Raw genomic sequence first — 23,583 nt, 5'->3', positions numbered from 1 at the left:
CGAAAAACCGCCACCCGGTGTGACCCGTAAGTGGCGGTTTCTTTTGCTGTTCGTGGTCGGAGCGACTGGATTCGAACCAGCGACCTCTGCAACCCCATTGCAGCGCGCTACCAAGCTGCGCCACGCTCCGGACCGGGTTCCCGATGTGAGGCTGTAGGCCACCCCATGCCCCGAGAACGAGGCGTATCCTACCTCGTGACGCTGGAAATGAAAACCCCTTTTTGCGCTTTTTATTCAAGTGCTTGTCGGAGCGAGGCAAAGCGACTGCGATGTCAAGGATGCAATGCCGGGTACAAACCCAGAGGGAGGCATATTCTGGCGGCGTGTCTGGCAGCGGCGACTGTCGACAGGCGTGTTCACGGCTCGGGATAAGGAGGAAAAACGCGGAAACGGAAAAAGAGGGCGGTCTACCTATGGCCACCCTCTCTTGCTGACATGTTCGATCAGTGCGATCAAATCTCTTCCCATACCCGTTCGCGGAACTCGTTCGACAGCTCGGCGACCTTGCTGATGCGAGAAAGGTGGGCATTGGCCATTTCCTTGACCGCATCGTTATAGCACTCGCCTAATACCGCAGGGTTGTTGAGCGTTTCCTGATCCATGAAGCATTTGGCCATCCTTTCGCTGCTAGAGGCACAAGCCATCAGGAATTCGGCTTCATGATGAATGGCGTCACTGACGGTTTCCATCCACGCCAGTTGCATGCGTGCCATGGGCGACGCAGCATCCATCCAGTGTTGCATCCACCACTCGATGACCGGTTGGGAAACTTCCAGGACGGGTTCCAGGACGGGTTCCTGGGCAGGAGCAGCGCTGCGCGTTGCTTTTAGCATTTGTAGGCCCCTCGCTATGGTGTCAAGTGCATTCCTGAGTATAGTGGGCAAGGTCGTCCGCGATTGTTTCGAATAGTTTCCGCGCACTGTTTTCTTGATGTGCGACAAAGGACGTAGATGGGCCGTACGTGGCATGCGCTACCCTGAATCTCGGTTGCACGGGAGTCTGTCGATGTGGGAAGTGATCAAGTCAGTGTTGGCGGCATTTTTTGGGGTGCAGAACGAACGCCAGCGACACCGCGATTTCCAGCATGGAAAACCAGTAGCCTTCGTTGCGGCAGGCATCGCCTTGGCGGTGGTGCTGGTAGTCGTGGTGGCCGCGGTGGCGATCGTCGCCGCCCGCTGACGATCGTCGCCTTTAGCGTTGATGCGTGCGTTTAGCAACTTGGTGGGTTTGCTTGCCATTCGGCTTGTAATCCTTTTCCATAAGCGTTAAAGGCACGCCTAATATTGCCTCACAGCCGCGCGGTAGGCATGACAACGACAAGGAGGGGCCGATGCGCAAGTCGCTCGCTTGGATGATGGGGGCGGGATCTTTCCTGGGGTTGGCATCATCGACCCTGGCCAATGGCTGGAACATGCCAGTAGGCGTCACTGATGTCAGTCGCGAGATTTACTCGCTGCATATGACGATCTTCTGGATCTGTGTAGTGATTGGCATCGTGGTATTCGGGGTGATGTTCTACTCCTTGTTCCGCTATCGCCGTTCCCGTGGTGCCAAATCCGCCAATTTTCACGAGAATACGTCCGTCGAAGTGGTCTGGACGGCGATCCCTCTATTGATCCTGGTGGGCATGGCATTACCGGCTACCGCCACACTCAAGAGAATGTACGACCCCTCGGAGGCAGAACTCGACGTCATGGTAACTGGCCAGCAATGGCGTTGGCATTACGAGTATCTAGGCGAGGACGTCTCCTTTACCTCGAGCCTCAGTACGCCTCGGAGTCAAGTCAATGGCGAGGAGGAAAAGGACGAGAATTACCTGCTCGACGTCGATGAGCCGCTGGTGTTGCCTGTCGGTCGCAAAGTGCGTTTTCTGATGACCTCCGACGATGTCATCCATTCATGGTGGGTCCCCGATCTTGCCGTCAAGCAGGACAGCATCCCTGGTTTCGTCAATGAGAACTGGGTTCGAATCGAGGAGCCGGGAATCTATCGTGGGCAATGTGCCGAGTTATGCGGCAAGGACCATGCCTTCATGCCGATCGTGGTGCGCGCCGTGGAAGCCGACGAATTCGATACTTGGTTGGCTGAGCGTCAGGAGGCTGCCGCAGCCGAAGCAAGCGGTGTCGATCGCGAGTGGGGTATGGATGAATTGATGGAGCGCGGTGAGCAGGTTTATGGGTCCATTTGCGCCACCTGCCACCAGCCGGATGGATCGGGAGCCGAGCCGACCTTCCCTGCCTTGGCGGGTAATGAGGCGCTCCTCAACGACCTTGACCGTCATATCGATGTGGTGCTGAACGGTGTCTCCGGGACGCCCATGGCAGCCTATCGCGGCAACTTGAATCCCGTGGAACTGGCAGCCGTCATCACCTATGAACGAAATGCCTGGGGAAATGAGAGTGGGGATGCGGTGCAACCGTCGGAAATCCAGGCGCTGCTCGAGTAGTGGCGCATGACGGAACGTTCCTCTGGGTATTCTTGACAGGACAGGAGATCTCCGATGGCCTCGAATTTGCCTCCCAAACCGACTCTTGAGCACAGTACTGCGGCTAGCGGCGGCCTGGCCCATGAACATCACGAGCGGCCCCGCGGAATTTGGCGTTGGCTGTTGACCACCAATCACAAGGAGATCGGTACGCTCTACCTGGTCTTCTCGTTGGTCATGTTCTTCATCGGCGGCATCTTCGCGTTGGTGGTGAGGGCGGAACTCTTCCAGCCCGGACTGCAACTCGTGCAACCCGAATTCTTCAATCAGATGACCACCATGCATGGATTGATCATGGTGTTCGGTGCTGTCATGCCGTCCTTCGTAGGCCTTGCCAACTGGATGGTGCCGCTGCAGGTGGGGGCGCCCGACATGGCCCTGCCACGGCTCAACAATTTTAGTTTCTGGTTGCTTCCGGTGGCCTTTACCTTGCTATTGTCGACCCTGCTGATGCCGGGAGGCGGTCCCGACTTCGGCTGGACCTTCTACGCGCCGCTGTCGACCACCTACGCCCCGCCATCCACGACTTTCTTCATCCTCTCGCTGCATATGGCGGGAATCAGCTCGATTCTGGGTGCCATCAACATCATAGCCACCATTCTCAACCTTCGTGCCCCTGGCATGCGGTTGATGGACATGCCGCTATTCGTATGGACATGGTTGATCACGGCATTCCTGTTGATTGCGGTAATGCCGATTCTTGCCGGGGTCATTACGATGATGCTGATGGACATCAACTTCGGTACTAGCTTTTTCAACGCCGCTGGGGGCGGGGATCCGGTGTTGTTCCAGCATCTATTCTGGTTCTTCGGGCATCCCGAGGTCTATATCATGATCCTGCCCGCGTTCGGTATCGTGTCGGCGATCATTCCCACCTTTGCCCGCAAGCCTCTGTTCGGATATGCCTCGATGGTCTACGCCACGGCGTCCATCGCCATCCTGTCGTTCCTGGTCTGGGCACACCACATGTTCGTGGTTGGCTTGCCGCTGGTGGCTGAATTGTTCTTCATGTTCACGACCATGTTGATTGCCATACCCACCGGGGTGAAGGTATTCAACTGGATCGCGACTCTGTTCCGCGGTTCGATCACCTTCGAGACAGCGATGCTGTTCGCATTGTCCTTCGTGGTGTTGTTCACCATCGGCGGGTTTTCCGGGCTGATGCTGGCCATCGCCCCCGCGGACTTCCAGTACCATGATACCTATTTCGTGGTGGCCCATTTCCATTATGTGCTGGTGCCCGGAGCCATTTTCGCCGTCATGGCTGGTGTCTACTACTGGTTGCCCAAGTGGACCGGCCACTACCCCGACGAACGTCTGGGACGCTGGCATTTCTGGATGTCGGTCATCGGCGTCAATCTGACGTTCTTCCCCATGCACTTCTCGGGGCTGGCCGGCATGCCGCGACGTATACCCGATTACGCGCTTCAATTCGCCGATTTCAATATGGTGTCCAGTGTCGGCGCCTTCATGTTCGGTGTTTCGCAGTTACTGTTCGTGTGGGGAGTGATCAAATGCGTGCGTGGTGGTGAAAAGGCACCCGCCAAGGCCTGGGAGGGGGCCGAGGATCTGGAGTGGAGTGTGCCTAGCCCAGCTCCCTTGCACACTTTCGAAACGCCACCGGAATTTACCCCGATCACTCACTGACATCACTCGCTTGCTAGGCGCTGCCGATGTCCGGCAGCGCCGGGGAGTCGCGCCATGAACCCGGTCCAACGCACGGTCTTTCGAACGGTAGTTGTGCTGATGGGCATGTTCGCTTTCGCGTTCGCCTTGGTGCCCTTGTACGATGCCTTTTGCAAAGTGACGGGCATCAACGGCAAGGTGGGTGACCAGCCTCGTTCGATCGTTAATGAACAGGTGGATACCTCGCGCTATGTCACGGTGCAATTCATCACGCGTTCCGGAAAGGGGTTGCCGTGGCAACTGGAAGCAGAACACCGACAGGTGCGTGTGCATCCTGGCCAGCCCACCGAAGTCAATTTCGCTTTCAGCAACAATAGCAGCAAGGCACTGACCGGACGTGCGGTTCCGAGCGTGTCGCCCTCACAGGCTTCCTTGCATCTACGCAAGGTGCAGTGTTTCTGCTTCGAGGAGCAGCGCCTGGAAGCCGGAGAGCGTCTGGAAGTGCCGTTGGTTTTTCAATTGACTCGGGATCTACCCCCCGACATCAATACGGTAACGCTGGTCTATACCCTGTATCCCGTGGCGGACTCCCAATCACAGCTACAGGCACAGACATTGCCTGTTCGAGGAGGTGACGTATGAGTGGTGGCAGCTACTACGTTCCGGAAAGCAGTAAATGGCCGGCGCTGGGCTCCCTGGCCGTGGGGATCATGATGGCCGGTCTCGGTACGTTGCTGGTGTACGGTCGGGGCGCCTTGGTGATGACCTTGGGTATGGTGGCTGTGCTGTCCGTCATGTTCCTGTGGTTTCGCGATGTGGTGCGCGAGTCGCGTCAAGGGCTCTACGATGACCAGATGGACCGCTCCTTCCGCTGGGGGATGGGCTGGTTCATCTTTTCGGAAGTCATGTTTTTCGCTGCCTTCTTCGGCGCATTGTTCTACGTGCGTACCTTCGCGGTCCCTTGGTTGGACGGTGAAGGAGCCAAGGGCGTGGCGGCGCTGCTATGGCCGGATTTCACCGCGAGTTGGCCGCTGATGAATCCGCCCGATGCCGGCATCAGCGGGCCTAGGGAATCGGTCAGCCCCTGGCAGTTGCCGTTGGCCAATACGCTGTTTCTGGTCAGTTCCAGCATTACCCTGACCATCGCCCACGAAGCCTTGAAGGAAGGTTATCGGCGGACTGCGCGGAACTGGCTCATTGGCACCCTGGTGCTGGGAATATCCTTCCTGGTCGTGCAGGGGTTCGAGTATTACGAAGCCTACGCTCACTTAGGCCTCACTCTGGAAGCGGGGATCTATGGCTCGACCTTCTTCCTGCTGACGGGGTTCCACGGACTGCACGTCACCATCGGCGCCATTACCTTGGCGGTAATGCTGGGCCGTATCATCAAGGGGCACTTCACCCGTGACGATCACTTCGCGTTCGAGGCTGCCTCCTGGTACTGGCATTTCGTCGATGTGGTATGGATCGGTCTGTTTCTGTTCGTCTACGTGTTTTGAAGGCAGGAAGGCCGGCGCGCGATGCCTGTCACGAGGTTCCTGCCCGCCGTATTCCCGGTCGAACGAAGGGCTGCTGCCAACTGGCCCTTCGTCACGTTATCCAGCGAGATCTCCGAGATAGAAACCATAGAGCAGTAACAAGATCAGCAGGCTTGCCAAGGCGACGCGGACTTTGAGTGAAATCAGCACCCGACGTGAGCGACTATGGTCGCGTAGCAGGAAGCCCGCGCCAGCCGCCAGACTGGTGAGCATGGCGAGAAAGACCAGGGCGATCAAAGCCTTCAGCATGGGGAACTCCGTGAGACAGGATGTAACCAGTTCAAGCAAGCGGGAGCATCATGTCAAGCGCTTCGTGGCCTGGTGGTTGTTCTGGGGGCTGGTGGTGGTGGTTGGGATTGGCCTCGGAACATGGCAGTGGCAACGTGCCGACGACAAGCGTGCCTATCTGGCCCAACTGGAGGCCGCACCTGAGCTCGAAGCACCGTTGTCTGATCCACCGCCAGGGGCGCGCGTCGTGCTCAGGGGAGAATACTTGGCCGAAGAAACCTACTTTCTCGACAACCGGGTCGTCGAGGGTCGAGTCGGCGTGGCCGTCTTGACGCCTTTGCGGGGAGACGATGGACGCTTGTGGCTGATCCAGCGCGGTTTTCTGCCCACGGGCCCCTCTCGCGTTGAACCAAGGGTGGGTACACCAACCGGCAAGGCTCGGGTCAGTGGCCGATGGCAGCCGGCAAATGACGATGCGCTGGTGTTCGGCAACAATCGGGAAGGACGTCGTTTGCAGAGCATCGACCTGGCAGCCTGGTCGTCGTTGCCAGACTTTGCCCATGAGGGGTGGGTGCATCTCGAGGAGGGGGCGGGGAGGCTGACACCTTGGTGGCAGCCCAATGTCGTTCCTCCCAGTCGGCATCTAGGCTATGCAGTGCAATGGTGGGGGCTGGCGATAGCCGCCCTAGCGGTCATGCTGGTGGGAGGTAGGTACCTCTGTCGCGATGAGATGCGGAGAAGCTACACCGCTTCGGAAGAAGGAGGGAGCGAGCGATGACATCGGCTGGTCGTCAGCGTTTGAAACTGCTTGCCTTGATGGCAGTGTTTGCGACGCCGCTGCTGGTTGCCTGGGTGATGGTCGAATGGCGTGTGGGGATTCCCGAGCAGAGAACGGCCCATGGTGAGCTCGAACCCGATATACCGCCATTATCGGAGTGGCCCCTGCGTGAACCGCGCCCAACAACCGAGGTGGGAGACTGGATCTTGGCCTTCGATTGTTCGGCTTCCTGCGATGTGCTGGCTGATCAGTGGTGGCGGTTGCACCGAGCAATGGGGCGTGAGGCGCCGAGGGTCACGCGCTTGAGAATCGGGGGATCCGATACGCCACTTCCCGGTGAGGTGTTGGGGCAGTGGCGCGAAGTTCCTGCCTGGCAGCGTGATGGTCAGCTTTGGCTGTTGGATCCGCAGGGCACAGTGGTGCTGGGTTATGCCACCGACGTCGATCCCGGCGGAGTACTGGACGATATCAATCACTTGTTGAGGGTCAATTCAGATAACGTGGTGGAGGCGGAGCTATCCAGTCGGTGATGTAGCCAAGTGGCTAGGTGCAACGATGATGAGGGGCTGCCATGTCAAAGGTTGATGTCAGACTTCGATTGCTGAAGCACCTGAGCCTGATAGGTGTGTTGTTCACTGCGCTGGTGATTTTGGTCGGAGCCTGGACCCGTCTGATGGATGCGGGGCTGGGGTGTCCCGATTGGCCTGGTTGTTACGGTCGCCTGGTGGTGCCCGATTCCGGTGTTGCCCTGGCCCATTCGCCCGATGTGCCGCTGGAGGCGTTCCGGGCATGGATTGAGATGACTCATCGCTACGTCGCTTCGGCACTTGGCTTCCTCGTATTGATGCTGGTATTCCTTGGCGCGTCTTTGCGCCGTCGCCCTGGCTACCCCTGGCGGGTCAGCCTGACACTGCTGGCCATGATCCTGGTTCAGGGAACCTTCGGTGCCTTCACCGTTACCCTCAAGCTTTGGCCGCAAGTGGTGACGCTGCATCTATTGAGCGGGCTTGCCGTGCTGCTGTTGTTTCTATGGTTGCACCTGCGGCTGCGGCAACATGTGCAAGGGCGCATGCCAGGCGGGTTATCGGGCAAGCCGAGGCAACTGACGCCACTATGGGGTGTGGCGATCGCGTTATTGGTCCTGCAGTTGGCTTTGGGTGGTTGGGCCACTAGCAACTATGCCGGTATCGCCTGTCAGGGATTCCCTACGTGCAATACCCAGTGGTGGCCCGACATGGACTGGAGTGAGGGATTCCACCTGACTCAGACCGTGGGGCCCAATTACCTGCATGGTCAGTTACACGCCGAGGCGCGTACCGCCATCCATTTCGCGCACCGGTTAGGGGCGTTGGCTCTGGGGGGGGCGATCATGGTACTTGCCTGGCGGCATTGGCGTGAACGATACCTACGACCGACACTGTCACTCTTGTTGGGAGCCTATACGGGGCAAGTAGCATTGGGTATAGCCAATGTCCTGTTATGGTTGCCATTAGGCTTGGCGTTATTGCATACGGCAGGTGCGGTGTTGCTGGTGGTGGCGATGGCGCTAAGCGTTTGGCGGTGGCGCCAGCAAGGGGCCTTGCTGACGTTGAATGGAGAAGGCAGCGAGAAGGAGTGGGCGCATGCGTAACGCGGCGATTGAACGTGTCGACGGAATATCGCAAGTGGCCTGGCATTGGCGAGACCTGATAACGCTTTGCAAGCCGCGTGTGGTCATGGTGATGCTGGTTTGCGCGCTGGTGGGCATGGCCCTGGCGTCACCGACGTTGCCATCCTTGGATGCGGTGGTCTATGGCTTGGTTGGTATCGGCTTGGCAGCTTGCGGTGCCGCGGCGTTCAACCACGTTCTTGACCGTCGCCTCGATGCCATGATGATCCGCACGGCTCGCCGCCCGCTGGCTTCGCAGCGATTGCCCATGAGTTATGCGTTGGCGTGGGCGACACTGTTGTCCGTATCGGGGATCGGACTGTTGTTATGGCGGGTCAATGCGCTGACCGCTTGGCTGACCTTGGGCTCCTTGATCGGTTATGCCGTGGTCTATACGGCATTTCTCAAGCGAGCCACCCCACAGAACATCGTGATCGGTGGAGTGGCCGGGGCATCGCCGCCGTTGCTCGGTTGGACAGCCATCACAGGGCAGTTGGGGGCGGAGCCCTTGCTGTTGGTGCTGATTGTATTCGCTTGGACTCCGCCGCATTTCTGGGCCTTGGCCATCCATAAGCGAGACGAATATGCCAAGGCCGGTATTCCCATGTTGCCGGTGACGCATGGCGATGCCTTCACTCGGCTCCAGGTCTGGCTCTACGGTTGGTTGACGGTAGCCGTGACCTTGTTGCCGTTCGTGATCGGCATGAGCGGGCTGGTCTATCTGGTCGGTGTGATGGCACTCAATGCTCGTTTCATGTTCTGGAACTGGAAGGTCTGGCGGGGCCAGGACGTGCATGCGCCGCTCGCTGCGTTCTGGTTTTCGATCCGCTACATACTCGGTGTATTCGGTGTACTGCTGCTCGATCATTATTCGCCCGGATGGTTCTACTGAACTGCAGGCTACTGTCGTCCAGTATTCGATCTCCTATGGGTCGATTGCTTGGCAGCCTGCTTCCAGAGTCATGAGGCGTCACCGGCTTTTGGATGGATTGGGTCGAGTAGTCGGTCGGCGTATACTCCCTACGCCCAAACGCCAAATTGAGACACCCTACCGATGAGTGAAATGACTGCCGTGATCCTGTTGGGGATCGCACTCGTGATCGTAGCTGGCCTCGGGGCTTATGCATGGACGCTATGGAAAGAGGTCAGACGTCGTGAAGCGTTCAAGCGAGATGAAGTTCGCCGTGCCAATGAAATGTGCCTGGAGAGTCTGGATGCCATTGCCAAGGCCATATTGCAGGAACAGGTCGATCTGACCGAGGGAGCATTGCGCTGCAAGGTACTGCTCGAGATCATCGATCCCGCGCTAATGGAGCGCCAGAGTTTCCAGATATTCGGCGTCATCCAGTCGCGTACCGCGCATCTGCATACCCACTCCGCACGCGAAGCTTTGAGCCCCAAGGAGCGGATGAAGGAAGATCGTCAACGATGGGCGATCGAGGAAGAGCACCGACAAGAGGTGCTGGATGCGGCCAGAGCCGTGCTCGAATTCAAGTCGAGTTGGCCGGGAAGCTTGCATTGAATGGGCTATCTATCCGCAGGTATGACGACAGGTGCGTCCACGCTTTTCTCCTATTATACAACAATGATGCACAAATCGGCATTTGCAACATTTTGAGTATTCAGTCATTCTGATGGGCGAGCCTATGATGCTGGTCCGGTGTGCATGACATCATTCGCCGAACGAGGAAAGCACTGGTCGAAACACCAATGATGTGCTTTCTTTTGCAGGGTAAGGTGGAGTAATCTCTTCTCGCTTCGGGGTTCCGCAAAATAATGGGCCTGCTGTGTCAAGAAGAGTTGCGACAAGCGCTGTGTTAAGAAGGAGTCTTACATGAAGAAATCAACGACTGGCTTGATGCTCGGTTCCGCTCTGGTCGTCGGCCTTTCCGGCTGTGCCAGCTCTGCCTCCCAGACGTCCGGTCAGACGTCCTCGGATCGCGCTTGGTACCAGCACCCGGCCGTATGCGGTCTGGCGGGAGGCCTGATTGGTGGTGGCATTGGTTTTGCCACCAGCAGTGATTCCGATGAAGACAGTGGCGCTGCTATAGGCAGCACTGTTGGTGCCACTGCCGGTGCGATGCTGTGTGCCGATCGGACCCCTGAGCCCGTTGAGCCACAGTGCCCACGTTATGGCGAGGTGCCGGCGGGTGTCGCCACCGATGCCGAAGGTTGTCCGCTGGACTCCGATGGCGATGGCGTGCCGGATTATCGCGACCAGTGCCCTGGTACCCCGGCAGGTGTTGAAGTCGATGCGCAGGGTTGTCCGTTGGATTCCGATGGCGATGGCGTGCCGGATTACCGCGATCAGTGTCCGAATACGCCGGCGGGTGCCGAGGTCAACGCTTTGGGTTGCCCCGAGAGCCTGGTGCTGCGTGATGTGAACTTCGAGTTCGATTCCGCCCGGTTGACGCCGCAAGCGGAGCAAGTGCTGGATGGCGTTGCCGAACGCCTGGTGGCCAGTCCCAATGTGCGCGTGAGCATCGAAGGGCATACCGACTCCGTTGGCTCGGACGCATACAACCAGCAGCTTTCCCAGCGTCGTGCCGAATCGGTCGTCGACTACCTGGAGTCACGCGGTGTCGAGAGAAATCGCATGCGCGCCCAAGGCTTCGGTGAGGAGCAGCCGATCGCCAGCAACGAGACTGACGCTGGCCGCGCCGAGAACCGTCGCGTGGAACTCGACGAGTGGGAATGAAGCACCGTCGTTGATGCGAACGGAAAATACGGGCGGAGACACCGCCTGATGATGAACGCCAGGGGCCTTCGGGTACCCTGGCGTCGTTTTGGGTGCCGGCAGGCCATGAAGTTTCATGCTGGACGCCTGATGCAAGAGCCTGCTAAGGTTCGCTTTTTGTTGCCTCACTGTGCCGTTGGCACCGTCTCATCCTGGGCAAGAGCGTCTTGTCTCGTGATGATGGCCAGTCGGCGTGATGGCAATGCATCGTCTCCTTTCATCACAGCCTGCGACATGTGAGCCCTGGTATGGCTCACCACTGCGCTCAAGGATATTTGCAATGCCTATCGTGACACTGCCTGACGGCAGTCAGAGACACTTCGACGCCCCCTTGACCGTCATGGAACTGGCCGAATCCATCGGCCCTGGCCTGGCCAAGGCCTGCGTGGCCGGAAAGATCGATGGAAAACTGGTGGATGCCACCGATGTCATCGATCACGATGCCGACGTGGCGATCATCACCTCGCGTGACGAGGAAGGTCTCGAGATCATCCGTCACTCTTGCGCTCACCTGATTGGTCATGCAGTCAAGCAGCTCTATCCCGAGGCCAAGATGGCCATCGGCCCGGTGGTCGAGGGCGGCTTCTATTACGACATCGATTTTGGCCGCTCGGTGACGCCGGAAGATCTGGAAGCCATCGAACAGCGCATGAAGGAGCTGATCGAACGGGGTTATGACGTGGTTCGCGAGTATGTCGACCGCGATCAGGCAATGTTGACCTTTCTGCACCGCGACGAGCCCTACAAGCAGGAGATCGTGCGCGAGATTCCGGAAGGCGAAACCATTCGTCTCTACCATCACGAAGAGTATGTCGACATGTGTCGTGGGCCGCACGTGCCCAATACACGTCACCTGAAGGCCTTCAAGCTGACCAAGTTGGCTGGTGCGTATTGGCGCGGCGATGCAGACAAGCCCATGCTGACGCGCATATACGGTACGGCCTGGGCGGACAAGAAGCAGCTCAAGGGCTACCTCAAGCATCTCGAGGAAGCCGAAAAGCGCGATCATCGCAAGCTGGCCAAGCGAATGGATCTCTTCCACCTGCAGGAGGAGGCGCCAGGCATGGTATTCTGGCATCCCAATGGCTGGACTCTTTACCAGGTGGTGGAACAGTACATGCGCCAGGTGCAGCGCGAGCACGGTTATCAGGAGATCAAGACGCCCCAGGTGGTGGATTTGTCGCTGTGGAAGAAGTCCGGCCATTGGGGGCACTACAGCGAGCTGATGTTCATCACTGAGTCGGAAAAGCACGAGTATGCCATCAAGCCGATGAACTGCCCCTGTCATGTCCAGGTCTTCAATCAAGGATTGAAGAGCTATCGTGACCTGCCGCTGCGCCTGGCCGAGTTCGGTAGCTGCCACCGCAACGAGCCGTCCGGGGCTCTGCACGGTTTGATGCGGGTGCGTAGCTTCACTCAGGATGACGCCCATATCTTCTGTACCGAAGGGCAGATTCAGTCGGAAGCCGAGGCGTTTATCGCGCTGACGTTGCAGGTCTACCGGGAACTCGGCTTCGAGGATGTCGAGCTCAAGCTGTCGACGCGCCCTGATGGTTTCATGGGCGAGGCCGCGTTGTGGGATCGTGCCGAGGCGGGTCTGGAGGCGGCGCTGAATGCCACTGGCCTCGAGTGGGAGTTGCAGCCGGGCGAAGGAGCGTTTTATGGTCCCAAGATAGAGTTCGCCTTGCGTGATTGCCTCAACCGGGTGTGGCAGTGTGGTACCCTGCAGCTCGACTTCAACTTGCCGGGCCGTCTGGGCGCCCAGTTCGTCGACGAGGACGGTGCGCGCAAGGAGCCGGTCATGCTGCATCGCGCCATCCTGGGCTCCTTCGAGCGTTTCATCGGTATCTTGATTGAGCACTACGCTGGTGCCATGCCGCTTTGGCTGGCTCCCCAGCAGGCTGTGGTGATGACCATTACCGATGCTCAGCGCAAGTATGCCCAGGCATTGACGCAACGGCTGCAGAAAATCGGGCTGCGCGTCAAGGCGGACTTGAGGAATGAGAAGATCGGCTTTAAAATTCGGGAACATACGTTGCAGAAAGTTCCCTATCTCCTGGTGGTGGGAGATAAGGAGGTCGAATCCGACGCTGTTGCCGTGCGCACTCGAAGCGGCGAAGACCTGGGCAGCATGCAGGTCGATGAGCTGATTGCCAGGCTCCAGGCGGAGCGGGTGTGACGGTAACGTCAATTGCCAGAACGGAGATGTAACGATCAAGCGGAACAATCAGCGCGGGCGTCCACAAGACAAGCGCCCACCAATGAACGACCGTATCAGTGAAGACGAAGTTCGTCTAATAGGCAGCGACGGCGAGCAGCTAGGTATCGTCTCGACGCGTGAGGCGCTGGAGCAGGCCGAAGCCGCTGGTATGGATCTCGTGCAGATTTCCAATGCCGATCCCGTGGTCTGCAAGATCATGGATTATGGCAAATTCGTCTTCGAGCAGAAGAAGCAGAAGGCTGCTCAGAAGAAGAAGCAGAAGCAGATCCAGGTCAAGGAAGTCAAATTCCGGCCTGGCACCGACGAGGGGGACTATCAGGTGAAGCTCAAGAACCTGATACGATTCCTCGAAGGTGGCGACAAGGGCAAGGTGACGCTACGTTTTCGCGGTCGCGAGATGGCACACCAGGACATCGGCCGTCGGTTGATGGAACGGGTTGCCGCAGACCTTGAAGAGATAGCCACCGTGGAGTCCTTCCCCAAGATGGAAGGACGCCAGATGATCATGATCCTTGCCCCCAAGAAGAAGTGATCCAAAGGCAGGCTAACGGGTAGTCGCCGGTACCGAAGGGCTGGCGGCTATCGGCCTTGGGTTTTCTGAAAAACACCGAGTGGAGTTTTCCCTCATGCCGAAAATCAAGAGTAACAGCGGCGCTGCCAAGCGCTTCAAGAAGACGGCTCATGGCTTCAAGCACAAGCAGTCTTTCCGTAGCCACATCCTGACCAAGAAGTCCACCAAGCGTAAGCGTCATCTTCGTGGGATGAAGCAGATCCACGACGCCGACAAGGCATTGATTCAGCGCATGTTGCCGAATCTCTAAGCTTGGTTGATTCCCTATAACGTCAGGAGAATGTCATGACTCGTGTCAAGCGTGGAGTGGTGGCTCGTCGCCGTCACAAGAAGATTCTGAAGCAGGCCAAGGGTTACTATGGCGCTCGCTCGCGGGTATTCCGCGTTGCCAAGCAGGCGGTCATCAAGGCAGGGCAGTATGCCTACCGTGACCGTCGCCAGCGCAAGCGTCAGTTCCGTGCATTGTGGATCGCGCGTATCAATGCGGCGGCTCGTCAGAGTGGTCTGTCCTACAGCCGTTTCATTGCTGGCCTCAAGAAGGCTGGCATCGAGATCGATCGCAAGGTTCTCGCCGATCTCGCCGTTCACGAGAAAGCGGCCTTCGCTGCCATCGTCGAGAAGGCCAAGGCTGCTCAATAAGTGACACTGGCCGTTTCGGCGTTCCGAATATGATCGCGTATCGGGACGTCGTGTGAACGTCACAGGGGAAGGGCAGCCGCTCTTCCCCTGTTTTTTATTCCAAGACCCCGTTTTGATGGCCTCGTGTCGATCGAAACGTATTCGGAGCTGAACGGATGGACCATCTTCCCAATCTGGTTGCCGAGGCTCGTTCCGCCATCGAGGCTGCCGAGGATATGCAGTCGCTCGACGAGGTACGGGTGCGTTACCTTGGCAAGAAAGGCGAGATCACCGCCTTGCTCAAAGGGCTGGGCAAGTTGCCGGCAGAAGAGCGTCCCGCAGCAGGCGAACGAATCAACCAGGCCAAGCAGCAGCTCGGGGTTGAACTCGATAGCCGCAGGCAAGCGTTGGAACAGGCTGCGCTCGACGCTCGGTTGTCAGCCGAACGCCTCGATGTGACCTTGCCGGGACGCGGACAGGCGAACGGCGGCTTGCATCCCGTCACCAGAACCTTAGAGCGCATCGAAGGACTGTTCACTCGAATTGGCTACGATGTGGCGGTGGGGCCGGAGATCGAGGATGACTACCACAACTTCGAGGCGCTCAATATCCCTGAGCATCACCCGGCACGGGGCATGGCCGATACCTTCTACTTCGACGCCACGCGCCTGCTGCGTACCCATACCTCCCCGGTACAGGTGCGTACCATGAAGGAGTCCGCGCCACCGATTCGCGTCGTTTGTCCTGGTCGTGTCTATCGCAGCGACTCCGATCTGACCCATACCCCGATGTTCCATCAGGTGGAGGGGCTGTTGGTCGACGAGGATGTCAGCTTTGCCGACCTCAAGGGTACCATCGAGGACTTCCTGCACGCCTTCTTTGAGCGCGACGATCTGTCGGTACGTTTCCGGCCTTCCTATTTCCCGTTCACCGAGCCTTCCGCCGAGGTTGATATCCAGTGCGTGATGTGCGGTGGTGAAGGGTGTCGAGTCTGTTCGCACAGCGGCTGGCTGGAAGTCATGGGCTGCGGCATGGTGCATCCGGAGGTGTTCCGCTATTCCGGTATCGATGCCGAGCGCTACAAGGGGTTCGCCTTCGGCATGGGGGCCGAGCGTTTGGCCATGCTGCGCTACGGCGTCAACGATTTGCGGCTGTTCTTCGAGAACGACCTGCGCTTCCTGCGACAATTCGCTTGACTGCACCGACCGATACCAGAAGACAGGAACTCCCATGAAATTTTCCGAACAATGGTTGCGTGAGTGGGTGTCACCACAACTGGCGACCCAGGCGCTGGCCGACCAGATCACCATGGCCGGTCTCGAGGTCGATGCCGTGGAAGCGGTCGCCGAGAATTTCGAAGGTGTCGTGATAGCCCATGTAATCGACAAGGTGCAGCACCCCGATGCCGATAAGCTCAGTGTCTGCCAGGTCGATGACGGCAGTGGCGAACCGCTGCAAGTCGTGTGCGGCGCGCCCAATGTGGCGGTTGGCCAAAAGGTGCCGTTTGCGCGAGTTGGTGCGGTGCTGCCCGGCGACTTCAAGATCAAGAAAGCCAAACTGCGCGGGGTGGACTCTCGAGGGATGATCTGCTCGGCGTCCGAGTTGGGGCTGGAAGAGGGGCATTCGGCCGGGATTCTCGTGCTACCCGCACTGGCGCCGGTGGGCGAGGATTTTCGTGCCTGGATGGAACTCGATGACAGTACCATCGAAGTCGACCTGACGCCCAATCGTGGAGATTGCTTGAGCATCAAGGGGTTGGCTCGCGAGGTCGGTGTGCTCAACCGTCTGGCCGTGGAGGGGCCAGCCATCGAGACGCAGGAGGCGACGCATGATGAGCGATTCCCGATACATGTCAGCGACCCCGAGCGTTGCCCTCGTTATATCGGGCGGCTGATCAAGGGGGTCAATGTCGGCGCCGAAACGCCGCTATGGATGGTCGAGCGACTGCGTCGCAGCAGCATCCGCAGTATCGATCCGGTGGTCGACATCACCAATTATGTGATGCTCGAACTGGGCCAGCCGATGCACGCCTTCGATCTGGGCAATCTACATGAGGCGATCGACGTTCGCCTGGCACGCGAGGGTGAGCGCCTGGTACTGCTCGATGGCCAGGAAATCGCTCTTCGCGACGATACCCTGGTGATTGCCGATCACCGTGGACCGCTGGCGATCGCTGGGGTCATGGGGGGCGAGCATTCCGGGGTCAACCTGGAAACGCGTGACATCTTTCTCGAGTCGGCATTCTTCACGCCGCTGGCAGTGGCGGGTCAGGCGCGCACCTATGGGCTGCATACCGATGCCTCGCACCGTTTCGAGCGTGGGGTCGATCCTGAGTTGACCCGCTTGGCCGTGGAACGGGCCACTGCGCTATTGCGCAAGATCACCGGTGGTGAACCCGGACCGGTGATCGATGTGACCAGCCACGACCACTTGCCGCCGGCACGACATGTCGAGCTGCGTGCAGCACGTCTCGAGCAGGCACTGGGCGTGACTCTGGCATCCGAGACGGTCGAGGACATTCTGCAACGGCTTGGCATGGTCGTGCATGAAACAGCTGAAGGCTGGCGAGTGGAGGCGCCGAGTTGGCGCTTCGACATCGACATCGAGGAAGATCTGATCGAGGAGCTGGCACGGATTCATGGTTATAACCGTCTGCCGGTTCGTCGCCCGCAAGCCCGCTTGGCACTGAGGCCAGATGGTGAGAGCCGCCAGCCACTCTCGAGGATGCGTCATCAGATGGCGGCGCGGGGCTATCAGGAGGCGATCAGCTATAGCTTCGTTTCCCCCGAGTTGCAGCGGACTCTGATGCCTCAGGCCGTGTCGCCACGTCTGGCCAATCCCATCTCCAGTGACATGTCGGTGATGCGGGCCAGTCTGTTCCCGGGGTTGATCAAGGCGTTGGAGTACAATCTCAACCGTCAGCAGAGCCGTGTACGCCTGTTCGAAGCTGGTCTGGTGTTCCGTGGTGAACTGGACGACCTGGCGCAGATTCCCATGCTGGGCGCTCTTGCATGTGGTCCGCGTGAACCTGAGGGCTGGGGCGCTGGACGCGAGACGGTCGACTTCTACGACGTCAAAGGTGACCTGGAAAGCCTGTTGGCCATGGGAGGCGATGCCGCGGCCTGGCGCTTCGAGCCGGGACAGCATTCGGCCTTGCATCCTGGGCAAACGGCACGTGTCTTGTACCGTGGCGATGAAGTGGGCTGGATCGGTACGTTGCATCCGGCGGTGCGCGCCGAGTTGGGGTTGAAGGTCGATGCGGTGCTGTTCGAAGTGCGACTCGATGCCTTGACCCAAGGCCGCTTGCCGTCGTTCGTGCCGTTGTCACGCTTCCCGGAGGTACGGCGCGATCTGGCGCTGTTGGTCGAAGAGGACCTGCCCGTGCAATCGTTGCTGGATTGCCTTCGAGAGCAGGCTGGCGAATGGCTGACGGAGCTGCGTCTGTTCGATGTCTATCAAGGCAAGGGGGTGCCGGAAGGGTACAAGAGCGTCGCTTTGGGCTTGACCTGGCAGCATCCTTCGCGCACGCTTAATGACGATGAAATCAATCGGTTAGTCGATGCCATCGTCACCGAAACCGGGCAACGGTTCGGCGCTCGGCTTAGAAGCTGAGTTTCCGATCTGCGCGGCGGCGGCGATCCAACGAGGGAATGACCATGGGTGCGTTGACCAAGGCGGAATTGGCCGAACATCTGCATGTCGAGCTTGGCTTGTCCAAGCGCGAGGCCAAGTCGATGGTGGAGGCCTTCTTCGAGGAAATCCGTGGCTGCCTGCGTGAGAACGAGCAGGTGAAGTTGTCGGGATTCGGCAACTTCGATCTGCGCGACAAGCGGGAACGCCCCGGACGCAATCCCAAGACCGGAGAGGAAATCCCTATTTCGGCACGGCGCGTGGTGACTTTCCGGCCCGGACAGAAGCTCAAGGGGCGTGTCGAAGACTTCGATGGCCCCCTGAGCCGCTGAAGCCGATCGAGGTCCGTGATGGAGGAGGCGTCATTCCCAGTGAATGGCGCCTCTTTGTATGCCGCCATTGCTCAATGGCACAATAATGGCCAAGAGCGCAGGCAGTTTTCGGAAGAACCTAGGTGGTGCCTTCCATCAAATAGGTAATGACCACCTTGAAGACATAGCCGAGCATGCCTGCTCCCAGCACGATGAACAGCATCAGCGTGCCGAACCTGCCGGCTCGTGACTTACGAGCCAGATCCCAGATGATAAAACACATGAACAAGATCAGACCGCCGATCAGCACCGGCGTGATCCAGGCTTCGAATGTTTCCCGCATGTTCTCTCCTGTGCCGAGAAAAGGGCGAGTATAGCCCGTGAACAGGGAGCCTTGCAGGTAGAGGGGCGCGGTGCAATAGCACAGGCCGTATGCAGGATTCGGCTTGGCTGTCGACTGTGTTACCATTCGGGAAAATTTCTCAAGTCAATCAAGCCCATGCCCATCCTGAAGATTTTTGTTGGTACTGTATATGGCGGTGCATTGGACGTCGCCGAACAAGTGAAGCCACTCTTCGAGCAGGCCGGCTACGAGGTCACTATCTATGACCAGCCGAGCCTGGACGACCTACTTGGTTCGCCGACCGACCTGGCGCTGTTCTGCACATCGACTACCGGAAGCGGCGACTATCCGGGCAATATCGTGCCCTTCACGCGAGCCCTCAGTGAACAGAGCCCTTCATTGACGGAGCTGCGCTATGGATTGATAGCGCTTGGCGACAGTTCCTACGGAGATACCTTCTGCGGCGCGGGTCGTGCCCTCGACGCCCTGCTCGAAGAGCTTGGTGCCCAACGCCTCGGCGAACGCCTCGAGGTCGATGCCATGGAGACCTTCATGGCCGATGATGAGGCTTTACCCTGGGCCGAGGCCTGGATCGCCGAAGAAAATCTACAGGTTGCCTGAAATGCAGGTCGCTCCCTCGCCCGAACGGCTAAGTGTGATGCTGGGCCTGCTGCTGGTGATTCTTGCCACCTTGCCCCGTTACGTGGCCGAGGGGCTCGATACTCGACTGTCGCTGATCGGGATGGCGTTCGTGGTGGTCGCCGTGATTGCCGTGATTCACTGGCGCATGTTGGCAGTGGAGGCTCGGACACGGTTGCTGCCGCTGCTGCGTCGCCTGGGATTCGCCGTTCTGGCCGGCCTGGCGGTAATGGCGATCTGGCATACTTTTTCGCCAGCCTGGATCAACTGGCAGGTGCTGTTGTCGCGGGGGGTGACACTGGGGCTGCTGTTGCATGTGCTGGGGCTGTGGTGGAAGCCTGTCTCCAACCGTACCTGAAGGCGCGAGGGTGCGCCTTCAGGTGCAATGGCGATCATTGCAGGGTATAGCAGGGTACGTAGGTACTGTCCGGCAGTTTCATGCGTCCTTGGTCGACGAAGGAGCTGAGCAGTTCGTCCAGCCGCGTCATCAGCTCAGATTCGGCGTGTAGCCGGAAGGGGCCGTTGGCTTCGATGGCACGAATTCCCGGTTCCTTGACGTTGCCGGCGACAATGCCCGAGAAAGCACGCCGCAGGTTGGCGGCGAGTTCGTGGACGGGCTGGTTGCGATGCAGCGCCAGGCCGGCCATTGCCTCGTGGTTGGGAGCGAAGGGTTCCTGGAAGTCGCGGTCGATGTTGAGGCGCCAGTTGTAATAGAAAGCGTCTTGGTGGGCGCGGCGGAAGTCGGTGACCTCATTGATGCCCGCTCGCATGCTGCGTGCCACCCCGATCGGGTCATCGATGAGGATGCGATAGCGGTCCCGAACCGCGCTCCCCAGCGTATAGACGAGGAATTCGTCGATACGCTTGAAGTAGTCGGCGGAGTTGGCCGGTCCGGTGAAAATCACTGGATACGGCATGTCATTGTTGCTGGGGTGCAACAGGATGCCGAGCAGGTAGAGAATTTCCTCGGCAGTGCCGACCCCGCCTGGGAATACGATGATGCCGTGCCCGACGCGCACGAAGGCCTCGAGGCGTTTCTCGATGTCGGGCATGATCACCAGTTCGTTGACGATCGGGTTGGGTGACTCCGCAGCGATGATGCCCGGCTCGGAGATGCCTAGATAGCGGCTCTGATTGCGGCGCTGTTTGGCGTGGGCCACATTGGCCCCTTTCATGGGTCCCTTCATGGCGCCGGGGCCGCAGCCGGTGCAGATGTCCAGATCGCGCAAGCCCAAGTGGTAGCCGACATCCTTGGCGTACTCGTACTCCTCGCGGGAAATCGAGTGACCGCCCCAACAAACCACCATGCTGGGGTCCCGCGAAGGCTTGAGAGCGCCGGCTTTGCGCAGAATATGGAAGATGGCGTTGGTAGTGCCTTCTCCGGTGCTGAGATCGAAGCGCTGCTGAGTCTGGATCTCGTTGTAAACGTAGACCACGTCGCGCAATACCGCCGATAGCAGTTCGCGGATGCCGCGAATCATCTTGCCGTCGACGAAGGCTTCGGCGGGGGCGTTGCTAAGCTTGAGACGGATGCCGCGATCCTGTTGCAGGACCTCGATATCGAAGTCGTGATAGGTCTCCATGACCTTGCGGCTATCGTCGGTGGGATTACCGCAGTTGAGCACCGCCAGGGCGCAGCAACGAAGGAGATCGTGCAGACCGCTGGCCGAGGTATCACGCAGGCGGTTCACCTCGTGTTGAGATAGCACTTCGAGGCTGCCTTCAGGGGAAAGAGTGGTGGAGATGGTTTCGGGCACGGTCGGAAACTCTTGGTTGGCGTGACTTTCACGATGCTATCATGCCAGCGTCAAGCTCGCAGCGCTGCGTAAATTGCTGAAATCTGATAGGATGGAGTGCCTGCCATTGCGCATCTCCATCAGGCTGATGAATGGACCACATGCTCCATGTTCAACGCCCAGTACTTCAGGACCTTCATTACGTTGGTCGAAACCGGTAGCTTCACGCACACCGCTCGTCGACTGGATATGACCCAGCCGGGGGTCAGTCAGCACATTCGCAAGCTCGAGCAGTATCTGGGCAAGCCTTTGCTCAATCGGCATGGCCGAAAGTTCACTCTCACCGAGGCTGGACGCCGTGCTTACGACTATGCTGTCAAGCTGTTCGCCGAACATGAGCATTTCCGTCACTCCCTTGACAACGACTCACTGGATTCCGGCGAGTGTCGCATCGCTTCGCCGGGTAGCGTCGGCCTGATGTTCTATCCGTTCATTCTCGGCTATCAGCAGATGTATCCCGGGCTCACGGTAAGTTATAGCTTTGCGTTCAACAACGAGATCGTACAGGACGTGCTGGCTGGTCGTTACGATCTGGGGATCGTCACCGACGTAATCAAGCATCCCGACCTGGATTACGAACTTTGGTATCAGGAGCCATTGTGCCTGGTGGTGCCGGCCGACTTCACTGGCACCACGCTCAATGACCTTCTCGGGCTGGGCTTCATGAACTACTCGGATGGCATCAACCACGCCAGTCAGTTGATGCGTGCCAATTTTCCCGGTGAGTTTCGTTCCATGAGCCATTTTCCTCAGCAGGGTTATACCAACGAAGTTTCCATGGTGTTGGATGCCGTGGCCCGAGGGCTTGGCTTCACCGTGATCTCGCGCCTGGTGCTCGAGACGTCGCCCTGGCAGCGTCAGGTCAAGGAATTGGCACTGCCACATCCCGTTTACGAGACTCTGCACGTGGTCACGCCTGCGGGAGGTGAATTGCCGCGTCGCTATGCCCAGTTGTTGGACGATTTCCGTCAACATCGCCGACATACCCTGTACGGCTATTCCGAAGAGCCGAGTCTAGGCTGAGGGGGAGCGATTCCTCCCGGAAATCGACCGGTGGCGGTGGCGCCCAGTGATAGGGGGAGGTCATTTGTCATCGTCATCACTGCCGGTTGCCATAGTGACATAGTGGACGAGCGCCTCTATCTCATCGCTGGATAGACTCCCTTCGTAGGCCGGCATCACGCCGACACCTCCCTTGACCGCGTCCTTCACCCTGTCCTTCCACGTCGGTGGCACGTGAGACGATACGATACTCGCCCGGCGCCAATTCGGTGGCCAGCACGAAAGGCCGCCAAGCGTAAGGTCCTAGGTCCGGCCCCAGCAACTCCGCCTCTTGCCAGGTTTCGCCGTCGTCGACCGACACTTCGACCTTGTCGATCGTCCTGGTGCCGCCGAAAGCGACCCCGTAGATCATGTTGCGTCCCTGTTCGGTGGTATCGAGGGGCAGCGTGATCCAGGATTTGACATTCATCTTCCACATGGATGGCTGGTCTGGGGCGCCGCTGACGCCCACATCGCGGACACGATAGCCCGATACCTGGATCTTGGCGTCGCTCTCGTTTTCTGTCAGGGCAACCTGCTTGACGTACTTGACGTTGTTGACCCCATAGAAGCCGGGTACCACCATGCGTAAGGGGCCGCCATGAGCAATGGGGATGGAGTCGTCGTTGAGCTCCCAGGCGAGAAGAATGCGGTCCATGACTTCCAACGGCACGGAACGTTCGACCATCACTTGCTTGGCATCGAGGCCTTCGGGGATTTCTTCGCCACCGGTGCCGGTGACGAACCTGGCACCACCAATGGGGCCTCCGAGTTCATCGACAACTGCCTTGAGCGGAACACCGGTCCACACGATGCAGCCTGCCGCACCGACGCTCCATTGCGTGCCGCTCGCCCCGTGAGGAAAGAAGGCACGGCCGTTGCCGGAGCACTGCAGAACCGATGCGACAGTCTGGACATCGATCTTCTTGAGTTCTCCGACGGTCAGGGTACGAGGATCGTTGACGCCTTCGAAGCGCACCTGCCAAGTGTCGGGATCGGCAATGATGCTGGCATCCGGTGCCAGCAGGTTATTGCGTACGAACAGGGTCTGGCTCGGGGTGACGATACCGCTGCGGATAGCGCCACGGCGAGTTTCCATGGTTGCTTCGCTGTGCAGGATCAGGTCCTGCTGTCGCTTCCACGAGGCATAGTCGGGTAGGGTGGAGAGTTCATCGGCGCGTGCGACCGGGATCAGGCTCATGATGCCCAAGGCGGCCACCGCACCGGCGCTGCCCTTGAGTAGCAGTCGCCTTGCGGGGTTTTCCAGGGTCTGCGTTGGCTCGGCGGGCATTGAGGAGGATTCCATGACGTGTCTCCTGGGTTGTTGTGATGTGGGAGACATGACCAGGACGAAGCCGGTACATGGAATTTAG

General features: G+C 59.0%; 26 protein-coding genes and 1 tRNA gene. 21 read left to right on the top strand and 6 right to left on the bottom strand.

Going from position 1 to position 23,583, the window contains the following annotated elements; translation table 11 throughout:
• Positions 1–53: 53 nt before the first annotated feature.
• Both IE093_RS01940 and IE093_RS01935 read right to left on the bottom strand, forming a co-directional pair.
• Positions 54–130 (bottom strand) — tRNA-Pro (locus tag IE093_RS01940).
• Positions 131–452: 322 nt separating this feature from the next.
• Entirely contained in the window at positions 453–833 is a 381-nt protein-coding gene (locus IE093_RS01935) for a hypothetical protein (RefSeq protein ID WP_189465586.1), read from the bottom strand.
• A 172-nt stretch (positions 834–1,005) separates the two neighbouring features.
• On the opposite strand from IE093_RS01935, the gene IE093_RS01930 reads away from it, so the two are divergent.
• The 5 genes from IE093_RS01930 to IE093_RS01910 all read left to right on the top strand — a co-directional run bounded on the left by IE093_RS01930 (position 1,006) and on the right by IE093_RS01910 (position 5,610).
• Positions 1,006–1,179 (top strand): DUF2970 domain-containing protein, encoded by a 174-nt coding sequence (locus IE093_RS01930; protein ID WP_189465584.1) that lies wholly within the window; start codon positions 1,006–1,008, stop codon positions 1,177–1,179.
• A gap of 151 nt (positions 1,180–1,330) precedes the next feature.
• The gene (coxB, locus tag IE093_RS01925) at positions 1,331–2,446 is read left to right on the top strand and encodes a cytochrome c oxidase subunit II (RefSeq protein WP_422730955.1); all 1,116 of its coding nucleotides are present in this window, start codon (positions 1,331–1,333) and stop codon (positions 2,444–2,446) included.
• Positions 2,447–2,500: 54 nt separating this feature from the next.
• Positions 2,501–4,132 (top strand): cytochrome c oxidase subunit I, encoded by a 1,632-nt coding sequence (gene ctaD / locus IE093_RS01920; protein WP_189465581.1) that lies wholly within the window; start codon positions 2,501–2,503, stop codon positions 4,130–4,132.
• Positions 4,133–4,186: 54 nt separating this feature from the next.
• On the top strand, positions 4,187–4,753 hold the full coding sequence (locus IE093_RS01915) for a cytochrome c oxidase assembly protein (RefSeq protein ID WP_189465578.1): 567 nt from the start codon (positions 4,187–4,189) through the stop codon (positions 4,751–4,753).
• Positions 4,750–5,610 (top strand): cytochrome c oxidase subunit 3, encoded by an 861-nt coding sequence (locus tag IE093_RS01910; RefSeq protein ID WP_189465575.1) that lies wholly within the window; start codon positions 4,750–4,752, stop codon positions 5,608–5,610. The genes IE093_RS01915 and IE093_RS01910 overlap by 4 nt, the downstream gene beginning before the upstream one ends.
• A gap of 96 nt (positions 5,611–5,706) precedes the next feature.
• Here the strand turns inward: IE093_RS01910 and IE093_RS01905 are convergent, their stop codons facing one another.
• The gene (locus IE093_RS01905; protein WP_189465572.1) at positions 5,707–5,898 is read right to left on the bottom strand and encodes a DUF2909 family protein; all 192 of its coding nucleotides are present in this window, start codon (positions 5,896–5,898) and stop codon (positions 5,707–5,709) included.
• A 10-nt stretch (positions 5,899–5,908) separates the two neighbouring features.
• On the opposite strand from IE093_RS01905, the gene IE093_RS01900 reads away from it, so the two are divergent.
• The 13 genes from IE093_RS01900 (at position 5,909) to ihfA (ending at position 18,412) form a co-directional block, all read left to right on the top strand.
• Positions 5,909–6,655 carry an SURF1 family protein gene (locus IE093_RS01900; RefSeq protein WP_229803161.1) on the top strand — a complete coding sequence of 249 codons (747 nt, stop codon included), beginning with the start codon at positions 5,909–5,911 and terminating at the stop codon, positions 6,653–6,655.
• Positions 6,652–7,185 carry a hypothetical protein gene (locus IE093_RS01895; protein ID WP_189465567.1) on the top strand — a complete coding sequence of 178 codons (534 nt, stop codon included), beginning with the start codon at positions 6,652–6,654 and terminating at the stop codon, positions 7,183–7,185. Before IE093_RS01900 ends, IE093_RS01895 begins: the two co-directional genes overlap by 4 nt.
• Positions 7,186–7,226: 41 nt before the next feature.
• Complete coding sequence (locus tag IE093_RS01890) at positions 7,227–8,285, top strand: COX15/CtaA family protein (protein ID WP_189465564.1); 1,059 nt, start codon at positions 7,227–7,229, stop codon at positions 8,283–8,285.
• Positions 8,278–9,195 (top strand): heme o synthase, encoded by a 918-nt coding sequence (cyoE, locus tag IE093_RS01885; protein WP_189465562.1) that lies wholly within the window; start codon positions 8,278–8,280, stop codon positions 9,193–9,195. Before IE093_RS01890 ends, cyoE begins: the two co-directional genes overlap by 8 nt.
• Positions 9,196–9,357: 162 nt before the next feature.
• Positions 9,358–9,825: a DUF2489 domain-containing protein gene (locus IE093_RS01880; protein ID WP_189465560.1), complete on the top strand. Its 468-nt coding sequence runs from the start codon at positions 9,358–9,360 to the stop codon at positions 9,823–9,825.
• A gap of 312 nt (positions 9,826–10,137) precedes the next feature.
• Entirely contained in the window at positions 10,138–11,001 is an 864-nt protein-coding gene (locus IE093_RS01875) for an OmpA family protein (RefSeq protein WP_189465557.1), read from the top strand.
• A gap of 319 nt (positions 11,002–11,320) precedes the next feature.
• The gene (gene thrS, locus IE093_RS01870; RefSeq protein ID WP_189465555.1) at positions 11,321–13,219 is read left to right on the top strand and encodes a threonine--tRNA ligase; all 1,899 of its coding nucleotides are present in this window, start codon (positions 11,321–11,323) and stop codon (positions 13,217–13,219) included.
• Positions 13,191–13,793, top strand: coding sequence for a translation initiation factor IF-3 (gene infC, locus IE093_RS01865; RefSeq protein ID WP_479691154.1), 603 nt, complete (start codon positions 13,191–13,193; stop codon positions 13,791–13,793). The genes thrS and infC overlap by 29 nt, the downstream gene beginning before the upstream one ends.
• 94 nt (positions 13,794–13,887) lie before the next feature.
• Positions 13,888–14,082 carry a 50S ribosomal protein L35 gene (rpmI, locus tag IE093_RS01860; RefSeq protein ID WP_189465550.1) on the top strand — a complete coding sequence of 65 codons (195 nt, stop codon included), beginning with the start codon at positions 13,888–13,890 and terminating at the stop codon, positions 14,080–14,082.
• A 35-nt stretch (positions 14,083–14,117) separates the two neighbouring features.
• Entirely contained in the window at positions 14,118–14,471 is a 354-nt protein-coding gene (rplT, locus tag IE093_RS01855) for a 50S ribosomal protein L20 (protein ID WP_189465547.1), read from the top strand.
• Positions 14,472–14,626: 155 nt separating this feature from the next.
• Complete coding sequence (gene pheS, locus IE093_RS01850) at positions 14,627–15,646, top strand: phenylalanine--tRNA ligase subunit alpha (protein ID WP_189465544.1); 1,020 nt, start codon at positions 14,627–14,629, stop codon at positions 15,644–15,646.
• A 34-nt stretch (positions 15,647–15,680) separates the two neighbouring features.
• Positions 15,681–18,062, top strand: a complete 2,382-nt coding sequence (gene pheT, locus IE093_RS01845) for a phenylalanine--tRNA ligase subunit beta (RefSeq protein ID WP_189465541.1) — start codon at positions 15,681–15,683, stop codon at positions 18,060–18,062.
• 44 nt (positions 18,063–18,106) lie between these two features.
• Positions 18,107–18,412: an integration host factor subunit alpha gene (ihfA, locus tag IE093_RS01840; protein ID WP_189465538.1), complete on the top strand. Its 306-nt coding sequence runs from the start codon at positions 18,107–18,109 to the stop codon at positions 18,410–18,412.
• A 118-nt stretch (positions 18,413–18,530) separates the two neighbouring features.
• Here ihfA and IE093_RS01835 read toward each other — a convergent pair whose 3' ends face one another.
• Positions 18,531–18,734: a DUF2788 domain-containing protein gene (locus IE093_RS01835; protein ID WP_189465535.1), complete on the bottom strand. Its 204-nt coding sequence runs from the start codon at positions 18,732–18,734 to the stop codon at positions 18,531–18,533.
• 156 nt (positions 18,735–18,890) lie between these two features.
• Between IE093_RS01835 and IE093_RS01830 the strand changes: the two genes are divergently transcribed.
• On the top strand, positions 18,891–19,355 hold the full coding sequence (locus IE093_RS01830; protein WP_189465531.1) for a flavodoxin: 465 nt from the start codon (positions 18,891–18,893) through the stop codon (positions 19,353–19,355).
• Between the two features lies 1 nt (position 19,356).
• A complete protein-coding gene (locus IE093_RS01825) occupies positions 19,357–19,731 on the top strand; it encodes a hypothetical protein (RefSeq protein ID WP_189465527.1) in 375 nt (124 codons plus the stop codon).
• 34 nt (positions 19,732–19,765) lie between these two features.
• Here the strand turns inward: IE093_RS01825 and ppnN are convergent, their stop codons facing one another.
• Positions 19,766–21,130 carry a nucleotide 5'-monophosphate nucleosidase PpnN gene (gene ppnN / locus IE093_RS01820; protein ID WP_308427183.1) on the bottom strand — a complete coding sequence of 455 codons (1,365 nt, stop codon included), beginning with the start codon at positions 21,128–21,130 and terminating at the stop codon, positions 19,766–19,768.
• Between the two features lie 147 nt (positions 21,131–21,277).
• On the opposite strand from ppnN, the gene IE093_RS01815 reads away from it, so the two are divergent.
• Positions 21,278–22,192, top strand: a complete 915-nt coding sequence (locus IE093_RS01815) for a LysR family transcriptional regulator (protein WP_189465525.1) — start codon at positions 21,278–21,280, stop codon at positions 22,190–22,192.
• A gap of 121 nt (positions 22,193–22,313) precedes the next feature.
• Here the strand turns inward: IE093_RS01815 and sorT are convergent, their stop codons facing one another.
• The gene (sorT, locus tag IE093_RS01810; RefSeq protein ID WP_189465522.1) at positions 22,314–23,516 is read right to left on the bottom strand and encodes a SorT family sulfite dehydrogenase catalytic subunit; all 1,203 of its coding nucleotides are present in this window, start codon (positions 23,514–23,516) and stop codon (positions 22,314–22,316) included.
• Positions 23,517–23,583: the final 67 nt, after the last annotated feature.

The sequence above is a fragment of the Litchfieldella qijiaojingensis genome, assembly GCF_014651875.1.
Classification (GTDB): domain Bacteria; phylum Pseudomonadota; class Gammaproteobacteria; order Pseudomonadales; family Halomonadaceae; genus Litchfieldella; species Litchfieldella qijiaojingensis.
Note: the sequence above shows the minus strand (reverse complement) of the source record. Positions and strands in the feature narration are given on the sequence as shown.